We start from the raw sequence: 12,257 nt of genomic DNA, 5'->3' as shown, positions 1-12,257 counted from the left end.
CCCGTCTCCGTCTCCCGCCCTGCCCCGAGGGGTGAAGTGGTGAACCACCAGACCATCGGCGACCGCGCCCACCACCGTGCTCCCGACCACGACACGGGCCCGTCGCCCGTGTCGCCCCGTCCGCCTCTGCCCTCTCCGCACCCCCTGGCACCCCTCGCACCTCTGGCACCTCTGTCCCCCGAGGACCTCGTGGCCCTCCGGGAGAACCTTCAGGAGCAGCGGCTGTTCTGCGAGGAGCAACTGCGGCGGCTCGCGGTGCCCCCGCCCGGCACCGACGCCGGGAGCGAGGCGGGAGCCGGGCTCGCGGCCTCCGCGCGCATGGTCCTCGCCGACGTGGAGGCGGCGCTGGGACGCATGGCCGAGGGCCGCTACGGCCGTTGCCACCTGTGCCGGCGCCCCGTCGGCCGCGAGCGCCTGCTGATCGTGCCGCAGGCCCGCTACTGCGCGCGGTGCCAGCAGGTGCACGTGCGGGTGCGGGAACAGGAGGCGGAACGATGACCGCGGTCCGCCGGCCCCGTGCCGCTCTCACCGGACGCCGGCCCTGGCCGCTGCACCGGCGGTACGGCGGCGTCGCCCTCGACATGGGCAGCGCCCGTACCCGCGCCTGGGTCGCCGGGCGGGGCATGATCCTCGACGTGCCGACGGTGACGTTCCCCGGTGCGGGCGCCGTCTACCCCATCCAGCGCGGCTCCATCGTCGACACCCAGGGCACGGCGCGGATGCTCGACCGGCTGCTCGGCCACCGCCTCCCGCGCTTCGCCCGGCCGGTGGTCGTGGTGACCGCGCCGGTGCTGGACGGGTTCGCCTATCGCAACGAGGCGCGCACGGCGGTGGAGGTGCTGCGGCCCAGCAGTGTGCTGACCGTGCCGAGCGCCCGCGCCGTGGCGCTCGGGTCGGGCGCCGACATGGCGCGGCCGTTGCTCGTGATGGACATCGGCGCCCATCTCACGGAGGTGGTGCTGCTGGTGGACGGCGCCGTCTTCGACGCCCGGCGCACCGCGCTGGGCACGGGCGACCTCGATGCCGCGACGCCGCCCGCGCGGATCGGCGAGGCGCTGGCCGACATGACGACCTCGATGCTGCGGCAGGACCGCACGTCCCTCGCGGTCGACGCGCTGGGCCGCGGTCCGCTGCTCGCGGGCGGCGGCGCCCTGCGTCCCGAGCTGACCTGCCGCCTCGCCGACCGGCTGCACGCGCCGGTACGCGCCGTGCCGGCCCCGCACACGGCCGCCGTACGCGGTGCCGCCAAGCTCCTGGAGAGCGTCCACTCCCACCCCACGGGCACGGACCCGCCGGACGACACCGCGCACTGACCCGGCCCGGCCCCGGCCCCGCCACCGACCGGTGCCCGGGGCTCGCACGTACGGCCGGCGCCCGCCCCGGCGCCGGCCGTACCCGCGCCGTCCCGCCGTCCCGACTTCCGGACGTTCCGACGTCCCGACCCGCGACGCCCCGCCCCCGGCGCCGGCCGTACCCGTGACATCCCGGCCCGCGCCGTCCCGCCCGCCCGCGCGTCGCGCCGCCCCGCCGTCGAAGGGGCGCCGACGGCTGTTCCGACCCCCTGAGGAGGCGCACCGTGGCCGGTGAGATTCCCCCGGCTCAGCCACCGCCCGCCGTACCCGAACCGGAGCCCGACCCCGAACCCACCCCGGGGCGGGACCCGTACCTCCCGTTCTGGAGGTGGCGGCGCAACCCGCTGCGGCGGCGCAGCGACCGGTTGCGCGCCTGGATCGCGCTCGGCCTCGTCCTCGCCGTCCTGGTGGCCGCCCCGGTCGCGATGTTCGCGGTCGGCGACGGCGCCTACCGCCACTACCGCGACACCGCCGAGCACGAGAGGCGGACCCGCGACCAGCGTCCCGCCGTTCTCGTCCACGACGCCCCGCGCCATCCCGGGCCGGGGTCCGACGAGTCGAAGAAGGTCCGCTACCCGGTCACGGTCCGCTTCACCGGCCCCGACGGAACGCCCCGGACCGGGAAGACCGAGGTCGAGCCGGGGCTGTCCGCGGACACCACCGTCCTGGTCTGGGTCGACGCGGACGGTGCGGTCACCGGGCCGCCGCTGGCCGCGGAGGAGATCCGCAGCCGCACGATGGGCTGGGCCGTCCTCGCCTTTCTCGGCGTCGTCCTCGCGGGCCTCGCGGCCCACGCCGCCACCGGCCTGGTGCTCCACCGGCGCAACCTCGCCGGGTGGGACGAGGCCTGGGCGGCGACGGCCCCGCGCTGGAGCAGGTCCCCGTGACGGCCGCAGCGCACCCCGCGGCGGCGGGGCCGCTCACACCCCTGGCCCGTCACGCCGTGGCCGCCCCCGGCGCGGGCGGGGCCAGTTGCCGGGCCAGCCACGTCGGTACTCCGCCCAGCAGCCGGAACAGCCGGCGCGCCTCCTCGCGCAGCCGGGACGCCTCCGGTTCGCTCTCCGCGTCGGCCAGCGAGGCCAGCGCGGGTGCCGTGCCGACGAGGTACCCCAGCTCCTCGCGGATCCGCAGCGACTCGGCGAAGCCGTGCCGGGCCTCGGGCAACTCCCCCTCCCGCAGGGCCAGTTCGGCAAGATGCCGCCAGGTGAAGGAGAGCAGCAGCGGCTCGGCGTGGGCCGTCGCGCCGGCGTGCGCGCGCCGGTACGCCGCCCGGGCGGCCTGCGGCGACCCGGTGAGGTTCTCCGCGAGGAGCCCGCGCCGGAAGTCCAGCAGCGCCCGCCCCTTCGCCCCCGGCGCGATCAGCGCCGCCGCCCGGCCCAGCGCGGACCGCGCCTCGTCGGACCGGTCGCGCACCCCGTGCACCGTGGCCGCGTACGCGAGTTGCCCCCGTTCACAGGCGGCGGCCCCGCGCTCCTCGTCGGTGTGGGCCAGCGCCTCGGAGGTGCGCAGCGCGTCCTCGGCCTCGGCCCAGCCCTGCTCGGTGTAGAGGCACCGCTCCACCAGCAGCGCCGTCCGCTGCAACGCGGTGTCCGCGGTGACCGGCTCCAGCAGCGCCGCCGCGTCGGCCCAGCAGGCGCGCGAGCGCAGCCGCCACACCGCGGTCTGGAGCGGATCGTCACCCTCGGTCGTCCCCCAACCAGAACCAGCCATGGCGGAATGCGCCACGTCACCCTCCCCTTGGCACACCATTGAGCTCTTGAGTGGTGGCCGCATCTCAGCACGGATCCGGCGGCCCGGCCAAGAGGATGGGTGAAACTTTTCACAAAGTCGTGGACTTCGGGCCGCCGAGGTTTGGGATCACTCCGGCCCGTTTCGCCTCTCAGCTCATCCGCAGTGCCAGGAAGAAGTCGAGCTTGTCCTCCAGCCGCGACAGGTCGCGCCCGGTCAGCTGCTCGATCCGCCCGACGCGGTAGCGCAACGTGTTGACGTGCAGGTGCAGCCGGTTCGCGCACCGGGTCCAGGAGCCGTCGCTGGCGAGGAACGCCTCCAGCGTCGGGACCAGCTCGGCCCGGTGGCGCCGGTCGTAGTCCCGCAGCGGGTCGAGCAGCCGGGCGGTGAAGGCGCGGCGGACGTCGTCGGGGACGAAGGGCAGCAGGAGCACGTGCGAGGCCAGCTCCTGGTGGCCGGCCGCGCAGACCCGGCCGGGGCGCGCCGCGGCGACCCGGCGCGCGTGCCGGGCCTCCTCCAGCGCCCCGCGCAGCCCCTCCGCCGAGTGCACGGCCGCGCTGACGCCGAGGGTGACGCGCCCGCCGTCGCCGAGCCCCGCCGACAGCGGCTCGCGCACGGACTCCAGGAGCGCCTCCGCGAGGACGCCGGTCTCGGAGCCGTCGTGCTCGCTGGAGACCGCGGGCAGCGGTACGAGGGCGACCGCCTCGTCGCCGGTGTGCGCGACGGCGATGCGGTCGGACTGCTCGGGGCCCGTGGCCCGCGGATCGACGAGGATCTCCTCCAGCAGGGACTGCGCGACTCGGCCGGTCTCCCCGCCGCCGTCCGCCCACTCGACCCGGGCCACCACGACCTGCCAGTGCGGGGCCGCGCCGAGGCCCGGCAGCAGCACCGGCGCCGCCACCCGCAGCCGGGCCGCGATCTCGGCGGGCGCGGCGCCCGTCTGCACCAGTTCCAGCACCTCCTGCGCGAGCCGCCGCCGCACCGAGCGCGCCGCGTCCCGCCGGTCGCGCTCGACCGCGATCAGCTGCGTGACGCCGTACAGCAGGTCGAGGCGCTCCTCGGCCCAGTCCCCGGCGTCGGCCTCCACCACGAGGACCCAGTCGGACAGCACCGTCTCGCGCACGTCCCCACCGGTGCCCTGCGGGGTACGCGCCCCCGGGGCCACCGCCGGGGGCAGCCCCCGGCCGCGGACCGGGAAGAGGCTGTACGCCGTCGGGCCCGCGGTCACCCGGTGCGGGGCCCGCCGGCCCGCGCGGGTCGCCGCGAGGTGCTCGGCCGCCAGCTCGGCGCACACCTCGGCGCTGAGCGCGGGGCCCGCGTCGTTCGGCCCCGCCACCGGCCGCCCGGTCGGGGAGAGCACCCAGGCCCGCAGGTCCAGGTCGGAACCGAGCAGGTCCAGGACCACGTCGGGACCGCCGCCCGCCGGTCCCGAGGTCATCATCCGGCGGTGCCGGTCCACCACGGCCGCGAGGTCACCGGCACGTTCGCCGGACACCTGGCGCACGACGTGCTCCGTGATGGTCGCGAAGGCCACCGACTCGTGCACCGCGAACAGCGGCAGCCGGTGGCGCAGGCACGCCACCACCAGGTCCTCCGGCACGCTCCCCAGCTCCGCCTCACCGGCGGCCAGGGCCGTCACACCGGCCTGCACGAGGAGGCGCACGAAAGGGTCCGAGTCCGCCGCGTCCCGGCGCCAGGCCAGGCCCGTCAGCACCAGCTCGCCGCCCGAGAGGTAGCGGCTGGGGTCCCGCAGGTCGGTGGTCATCACGCCGCGGACCGTGCGGTCCAGCTCGTCCTCGCCGCCGAGCAGCTGAAGGCCCAGCGCATCGGTTTCCAGCAGTGCGCGCAGCCGCATTCTCGTCGCCGCCGTTCTCTGTCTCGCAGTGTTCCAGGTCACGCGGCTGTGGCGCGCGTTTCCGGAGGAAAACGAAGAGGTTACTGAGGACCTCCTTTCATATGAATCTACAAGATGACCTCCCTGGCCAGCCAACTCCTTCATGGTTTCTGCGACTGACCCCGGTGGAGCACAGGACGGTGTACTGAGCCCACTCCCCGTGAACACCACATGAACGAGCCGGGCCCGCCGCACACGGATTGGCTCAATCTGTACGCCCCCAAGTAGCCGAAGAAGAGAGCCGGTCATGGACTTCCTTCGCCCCGCCAGCTGGGAGGAGGCGCTCGCCGCCAAGGCCGAGCACCCCACCGCTGTGCCGATCGCGGGCGGCACCGACGTGATGGTCGAGATCAACTTCGACCACCGCCGGCCCGAGTACCTGATGGACCTGGGCCGCATCGCCGACCTCACCGAGTGGGAGGTCGGCGCGGACTCGGTCCGGCTCGGCGCCTCCGTGCCGTACTCCCGGATCATGGAGCACCTGCGCGCCGAGCTGCCGGGGCTCGCCCTCGCCTCGCACACGGTCGCCTCCCCGCAGATCCGCAACCGCGGCGGCGTCGGCGGCAACCTCGGCACCGCCTCCCCGGCCGGCGACGCGCACCCCGCGCTGCTCGCCGCCGGCGCCGAGGTCGAGGCCGAGTCGGTGCGCGGCACGCGCCGCATCCCGATCGACGCGTTCTACACGGGCGTGAAGCGCAACGCGCTGGAACCCGACGAGCTGATCCGCGCCGTGCACGTCCGCAGGGCGGAGGGACCGCAGCAGTTCTCCAAGGTCGGCACCCGCAACGCCATGGTCATCGCCGTGTGCGCCTTCGGCCTCGCCCTGCACCCCGGCACCCGCACGGTCCGCACCGGCATCGGCTCGGCCGCGCCCACCCCGATCCGGGCGACGGCCGCCGAGGAGTTCCTGAACGCGGCCCTCGAGGAAGGCGGCTTCTGGGACAACGGGAGGGTCGTCACCCCCTCGGCCGCCAAGCAGTTCGCCGACCTGTGCGCCGCCGCCTGCAACCCGATCGACGACGTCCGGGGCACCGCGGACTACCGGCGCCACGCGGTCGGCGTCATGGCCCGCCGGACGCTCACCTGGACCTGGGAGTCGTACCGCGGCGCCCGCCACACCACGGAGGGAGCCGCGTAATGCGCGTCAACTTCACTGTCAACGGACGTCCGCAGGAGGCCGACGACGTGTGGGAGGGCGAGTCCCTGCTGTACGTGCTGCGCGAGCGGATGGGCCTGCCGGGCTCCAAGAACGCCTGCGAGCAGGGCGAGTGCGGCTCCTGCACGGTCCGCCTGGACGGCGTGCCGGTCTGCTCCTGCCTGGTCGCGGCCGGACAGGCCGAGGGCCGCGAGGTCGTCACCGTCGAGGGCCTGGCCGAATTCGCCGAGGACCGCGCCAAGGACCGCGCCAAGGACCGTGCCGAGGGCTGCGCGACCGGCGCCTGCGGCAGCCGCGGCAGTGGCGGCAGCGGCGCGGGCGCCTCGCTCGACGAGGCCCGGCGCCGACAGGCCAAGGGCACCGACTCGCAGACCGGCGAGGGCATCGAGCTGGCCCCCATCCAGCAGGCGTTCATCGACGCGGGCGCCGTCCAGTGCGGCTTCTGCACGCCCGGCCTGCTCGTCGCCGCCGACGAGATGCTGGAGCGCACTCCCAACCCGACCGACGCGGACATCCGCGAGGCGCTGTCGGGCAACCTGTGCCGCTGCACCGGCTACGAGAAGATCATGGACGCGGTGCGCCTGGCGGCCGCCCGCCAGTCCGAGGAGGTCTGAGCATGGCTGCCAACGGCGCACCCACCACCATCACCCAGGGCTCCCGGACCAGGGGCGGCGTCGGCGAGTCCACGCTCCGCCCGGACGGCACCCTCAAGGTCACCGGCGAGTTCGCGTACTCCTCCGACATGTGGCACGAGGACATGCTCTGGGGCCAGATCCTGCGCTCCACCGTCGCGCACGCCGAGATCGTCTCCATCGACACGGGCGAGGCCCTCGCCACACCCGGCGTGTACGCCGTCATGACGTACGACGACCTGCCCACCGACGTACGCACCTACGGCCTGGAGATCCAGGACACGCCGGTCCTCGCCCACGGCAGGGTCCGCCACCACGGCGAGCCGGTCGCCATCGTCGCCGCCGACCACCCGGAGACCGCGCGCCGCGCCGCCGCCAAGATCAAGGTGGAGTACCGGGAGCTGCCCGTCATCACCGACGAGGCCTCCGCGACCGCACCGGACGCCGTCCTCGTCCACGAGAACCGCGACGACCACCACATCGGCCACGTCCCGCACCCCAACATCGTGCACCGCCAGCCCATCCTGCGCGGCGACGCGGACGCGGCCGCCGCGCGGGCCGACGTGATCGTCAAGGGCGAGTACTACTTCGGCATGCAGGACCAGGCCTTCCTCGGCCCCGAGTCCGGCCTCGCGGTGCCCGCCGAGGACGGCGGAGTCGACCTCTACATCGCCACCCAGTGGCTGCACTCCGACCTGAGGCAGATCGCGCCGGTGCTCGGGCTGCCCGAGGACAAGGTGCGCATGACGCTCTCCGGCGTCGGCGGGGCCTTCGGCGGGCGCGAGGACCTGTCGATGCAGATCCACGCCTGCCTGCTGGCGATCCGCACCGGCAAACCCGTCAAGATCGTCTACAACCGCTTCGAGTCCTTCTTCGGCCACGTCCACCGCCACCCGGCCCGCCTCTCCTACGAGCACGGCGCCACCCGCGACGGCAAGTTGACGCACCTGAGGTGCCGCATCGTCCTCGACGGCGGCGCCTACGCCTCCGCCTCCCCGGCGGTCGTCGGCAACGCCTCCTCGCTGGCGGTCGGCCCGTACGTCGTCGAGGACGTGGACATCGAGGCGCTCGCCCTCTACTCCAACAACCCGCCCTGCGGCGCCATGCGCGGCTTCGGCGCGGTCCAGGCCTGCTTCGCGTACGAGGCGCAGATGGACAAGGTGGCCAAGGAACTCGGCATGGACCCGGTGGAGTTCCGCCGGATCAACGCCATGGAGCAGGGCACCCTCATGCCCACCGGCCAGCCCGTCGACTCCCCGGCGCCGGTCGCCGAACTCCTGCGCCGCGTCAAGGCGATGCCGATGCCGCCCGAGCGCCAGTGGGAGTCCAGCGAGGGCGCCGACGTACGGCAGCTGCCCGGCGGCCTCTCCAACACCACGCACGGCGAGGGAGTCGTCCGCGGGGTCGGCTACGCGGTCGGCATCAAGAACGTCGGCTTCTCCGAGGGCTTCGACGACTACTCCACCGCCAAGGTCCGCATGGAGGTCGTCGGCGGCGTGCCGGTGGCCACCGTGCACACCGCCATGGCGGAGGTCGGCCAGGGCGGCGTCACCGTCCACGCGCAGATCGCCCGCACCGAACTGGGCGTCACGCAGGTGACCATCAACCCCGCCGACACCCGGGTCGGTTCGGCCGGCTCCACCTCGGCCTCCCGCCAGACGTACGTCACCGGCGGCGCCGTCAAGAACGCCTGCGAGCTGGTGCGCGAGAAGGTCCTGGAGATCGGGCGCCGCAAGTTCGGCTCCTACCACCCCGCCTGGGCCACCGCCGAACTCCTCCTGGAGGGAGGCAAGGTCGTCACCGACGGCGGCGAGGTCCTGACCGACCTGGCGGACGTCCTGGAGGACGAGGCCGTCGAGGTGGAGGAGGAGTGGCGGCACCGGCCGACCGAGGCCTTCGACCTGCGCACCGGCCAGGGCAACGGCCACGTCCAGTACTCCTTCGCCGCGCACCGCGCCGTCGTCGAGGTCGACACCGAACTCGGCCTGGTCAAGGTCGTCGAACTGGCCTGCGCGCAGGACGTCGGCAAGGCGCTCAACCCGCTCTCCGTGGTCGGCCAGATCCAGGGCGGCACCACGCAGGGCCTCGGTATCGCGATCATGGAGGAGATCGTCGTCGACCCGAAGACCGCGAAGGTCAGGAACCCCTCCTTCACGGACTACCTGCTCCCCACCATCCTCGACACGCCGACCATCCCGGTCGACGTGCTCGAACTCGCCGACGACCACGCGCCGTACGGGCTGCGCGGCATCGGCGAGGCCCCCACCCTGTCCTCGACCCCGGCGGTCCTCGCGGCCATCCGCAACGCGACGGGCCTCACCCTGGACCGCACCCCGGTCCGCCCGGAACACCTCACAGGCACGGCGTAACACCCGCCGCCGTTGCGGCCTCGCGTGCCGCCGTTGCGGTCCCACGCGCCGCCGTTGCGGGCAGTCGTGCCGCAGGGCGGCACGGGTGGGCGCAACGGCACCCCGACGCCGGGCAACGGCCCACCCCACGGCCACCGACCCCCGGCGCCGGGCACCCTCCGAAACCCCGGTACCGGAGACCCCGGCATCGAACACCCCGGCACCGACCCCCGGCGCCGGCCACCCCAAGGTGCAGTACCGGGCCGTCCCCCGAGCTGACACCTCCCAAATCCCGGCACCTTCGCCGAAGGCCGAAGGCACACGCCCGGGTGCCCCTATGAACCTTGGGAGACGGCCCATGACCCAGCAGTCAGTGGAGCCCAGGACCACCGCCGAGGACGCGGGCGCGGGCTCCCGCGTCCCCGCCGGCCGGTCCTGGCTCGACCGGTACTTTCACATCACCCACCGAGGATCCACCGTCGCGCGCGAGGTGCGCGGCGGTGTCACCACCTTCATGGCGATGGCGTACATCGTCCTCCTGAACCCCGTGATCCTGTCCGGCAAGGACGCCGCGGGGGACACCCTGGGCCAGAAGGCCCTGATCACCGCGACGGCACTGGCCGCGGCGGTCACCACGCTCCTGATGGGCTTCGTCGGCAAGGTGCCGCTGGCCCTGGCCGCCGGACTCTCGGTGTCCGGAGTGATCGCCGGACAGGTCGCCCCGCAGCTGACCTGGCCGCAGGCCATGGGCATGTGCGTGATGTACGGCGTGGTGATCATGCTGCTCGTGGTCACCGGACTGCGCGAGATGATCATGAACGCGATACCGCTCGCGCTCAAACACGCCATCACCATGGGCATCGGCCTGTTCATCGCCATCATCGGCCTGGTGAAGGGCGGTTTCGTCCACCCGGGCGAGGCCACCCCGCTCACCCTCGGACCCGCCGGTGAACTCGCCGGCTGGCCGGTGCTGCTCTTCGCCGGCACCCTGCTCCTGATCTTCATGCTGCAGGCCCGCAACACCCCCGGCGCGATCCTCATCGGCATCGTCACCGGCACGGTCGTCGCGGCGGTCCTGAACGCCGCCGGGGTCGTCGACCCGAAGCAGTGGGCGAACGGCGCCCCCGAGCTGCACGGCAGCGCGGTCTCCATGCCCGACTTCTCGCTCTTCGGCGACCTGGAGTTCGGCGGCTGGGGCGAGGTCGGCGCGATGACGGTCGGCATGATCGTCTTCACCCTCGTCCTCGCCGGGTTCTTCGACGCCATGGCCACCATCATCGGCGTCGGCACCGAGGCGAAGCTCGCCGACGACAAGGGCCGGATGCCGGGCCTGTCGAAGGCCCTGTTCATCGACGGCGCCGGCGGCGCGATCGGCGGCGTGGCGGGCGGCTCGGGGCAGACCGTGTTCGTCGAGTCCGCGACCGGCGTCGGCGAGGGCGCCCGCACCGGGCTCGCCTCGGTCGTCACCGGCGCGTTCTTCGCGGCCTGTCTCTTCTTCACGCCGATCACCGCGATCGTGCCGCAGGAGGTGGCCTCCGCCGCGCTGGTCGTCATCGGCGCCATGATGATGACCAACGCCCGGCACGTGGACTGGACCGACCGGGCCACCGCGATCCCGGTCTTCCTGACCGTCGTCCTCATGCCGTTCACGTACTCCATCACGGCGGGCGTCGCCGCCGGAGTCATCTCCTACGTCGCCATCAAGACCGCCCAGGGCAAACCCCGCGAGGTCGGCGCGTTCATGTGGGCCCTGACGGCGGTCTTCGTCGTCTACTTCGCGCTCAACCCGATCGAGAGCTGGCTGGGCGTGCACTAGCCGCCACGGCGGGAACCCTTCACACACCACTCTTGTCCCAGGAGGACCGACGGATGCTGGACATCGCCGAAGAGCTCAACCGGTGGGTCGAGCAGGGACGCGATTTCGCCGTGGCCACCGTGGTGGCCGTCAGCGGCAGCGCGCCCCGCCTGCCCGGCGCCGCCCTCGCGGTGGACGCCGACGGCACGGCGATCGGCTCGGTCTCCGGCGGCTGCGTGGAGGGAGCCGTGTACGAGCTGTGCCGGCAGGCGCTGGAGGACGGCGGAACCGTTCTCGAACGCTTCGGCTACAGCGACGAGGACGCCTTCGCCGTGGGCCTGACCTGCGGCGGAGTCATCGAGGTCCTGGTCACGCCGGTACGGGCGGCCGATCCCGCCCGCCCGGCGCTGGCCGCCGTGCTCACCGCCGCCGCGCACGGCCGGGCGGCCGCGGTGGCCCGGATCGTGCGCGGTCCGGCCGAGCTGACCGGCCGTGCGCTCGTCGTCCACCCGGACGGCAGCCACGAGGGCGGCCTCGGCGGACATCCGGAGCTGGACCGCACGGTGGCCGCCGAGGCGGGCGCCTTCCTGGACGCCGGCCGCACCGGCACGCTGGAGACCGGCGAACGGGGCTCGCGCTGCGGTGCACCGCTCACGCTGCTCGTCGAGTCCTCCGTCCCGGCGCCCCGCATGATCGTCTTCGGCGCGATCGACTTCGCCGCGGCGCTGGTGCGGGCCGGGAAGTTCCTCGGGTACCACGTCACGGTGTGCGACGCCCGGCCCGTCTTCGCGACCCCGGCCCGCTTCCCGGACGCGGACGAGATCGTCGTCGAGTGGCCCCACGAGTACCTGCGCCGCACCGAGGTGGACGCGCGCACGGTGCTGTGCGTCCTGACCCACGACGCCAAGTTCGACATCCCGCTGCTGAAGCTGGCGCTGCGGCTGCCGGTGGCGTACGTCGGCGCGATGGGCTCCCGGCGCACCCACCTGGACCGCAACGCCCGCCTGCACGAGGCCGGCGTCAGCGACCTCGAGCTGGCCCGCCTCAGGTCGCCCATCGGCCTCGACCTGGGCGCCCGCACCCCCCAGGAGACGGCGCTGTCCATCGCCGCCGAGATCGTCGCCGCCCGGCGCGGCGGCACGGGCGCCTCCCTGACCGGCGCCCACACCCCCATTCACCACGACGGCCCGGCGACACCGGCCGGGCGGCTCGGCTCGGTGGCCTGAGCGCCTCGGGACGCCGCCGGCCCGGCGGACCGGTGCCCCGGGCGGGCGTGGGCCGGCCGTGGACCGGCGCCATGGACCGGCGTTGGCCACCGCGGAGCCGGACGTGCCGGACGTGCCCCGGGCCGG

Annotated in this window: 10 protein-coding genes; 8 read left to right on the top strand and 2 right to left on the bottom strand. The window is 74.3% G+C overall.

Going from position 1 to position 12,257, the window contains the following annotated elements:
* Positions 1-36: 36 nt before the first annotated feature.
* From IG94_RS0112510 to IG94_RS0112500, 3 genes are all read left to right on the top strand, one after another.
* Entirely contained in the window at positions 37-498 is a 462-nt protein-coding gene (locus IG94_RS0112510) for a TraR/DksA family transcriptional regulator (RefSeq protein ID WP_372459437.1), read from the top strand.
* Complete coding sequence (locus IG94_RS0112505) at positions 495-1,313, top strand: rod shape-determining protein (RefSeq protein ID WP_031034680.1); 819 nt, start codon at positions 495-497, stop codon at positions 1,311-1,313. The genes IG94_RS0112510 and IG94_RS0112505 overlap by 4 nt, the downstream gene beginning before the upstream one ends.
* 263 nt (positions 1,314-1,576) lie before the next feature.
* Complete coding sequence (locus IG94_RS0112500; RefSeq protein ID WP_031034678.1) at positions 1,577-2,239, top strand: Rv1733c family protein; 663 nt, start codon at positions 1,577-1,579, stop codon at positions 2,237-2,239.
* A 49-nt stretch (positions 2,240-2,288) separates the two neighbouring features.
* Here the strand turns inward: IG94_RS0112500 and IG94_RS0112495 are convergent, their stop codons facing one another.
* The gene (locus IG94_RS0112495) at positions 2,289-3,077 is read right to left on the bottom strand and encodes a hypothetical protein (RefSeq protein ID WP_031034676.1); all 789 of its coding nucleotides are present in this window, start codon (positions 3,075-3,077) and stop codon (positions 2,289-2,291) included.
* A gap of 154 nt (positions 3,078-3,231) precedes the next feature.
* A complete protein-coding gene (locus IG94_RS0112490; RefSeq protein ID WP_031034674.1) occupies positions 3,232-4,935 on the bottom strand; it encodes a PucR family transcriptional regulator in 1,704 nt (567 codons plus the stop codon).
* Between the two features lie 286 nt (positions 4,936-5,221).
* Here IG94_RS0112490 and IG94_RS0112485 point away from each other — a divergent pair, with 286 nt between their 5' ends.
* The 5 genes from IG94_RS0112485 (at position 5,222) to IG94_RS0112465 (ending at position 12,131) form a co-directional block, all read left to right on the top strand.
* Positions 5,222-6,112: an FAD binding domain-containing protein gene (locus IG94_RS0112485; RefSeq protein WP_031034671.1), complete on the top strand. Its 891-nt coding sequence runs from the start codon at positions 5,222-5,224 to the stop codon at positions 6,110-6,112.
* Positions 6,112-6,744 (top strand): (2Fe-2S)-binding protein, encoded by a 633-nt coding sequence (locus IG94_RS0112480; RefSeq protein WP_031034668.1) that lies wholly within the window; start codon positions 6,112-6,114, stop codon positions 6,742-6,744. The genes IG94_RS0112485 and IG94_RS0112480 overlap by 1 nt, the downstream gene beginning before the upstream one ends.
* Positions 6,745-6,746: 2 nt before the next feature.
* Positions 6,747-9,131: a xanthine dehydrogenase family protein molybdopterin-binding subunit gene (locus IG94_RS0112475; protein WP_031034664.1), complete on the top strand. Its 2,385-nt coding sequence runs from the start codon at positions 6,747-6,749 to the stop codon at positions 9,129-9,131.
* Between the two features lie 337 nt (positions 9,132-9,468).
* Positions 9,469-10,926: an NCS2 family permease gene (locus IG94_RS0112470; RefSeq protein WP_031034663.1), complete on the top strand. Its 1,458-nt coding sequence runs from the start codon at positions 9,469-9,471 to the stop codon at positions 10,924-10,926.
* Between the two features lie 53 nt (positions 10,927-10,979).
* A complete protein-coding gene (locus IG94_RS0112465) occupies positions 10,980-12,131 on the top strand; it encodes an XdhC family protein (protein WP_031034660.1) in 1,152 nt (383 codons plus the stop codon).
* Positions 12,132-12,257 lie beyond the last annotated feature (126 nt).

Origin of the sequence: Streptomyces olivaceus, from assembly GCF_000721235.1 — a bacterium.
Lineage (GTDB): Bacteria > Actinomycetota > Actinomycetes > Streptomycetales > Streptomycetaceae > Streptomyces > Streptomyces olivaceus.
Note: the sequence above shows the minus strand (reverse complement) of the source record. Positions and strands in the feature narration are given on the sequence as shown.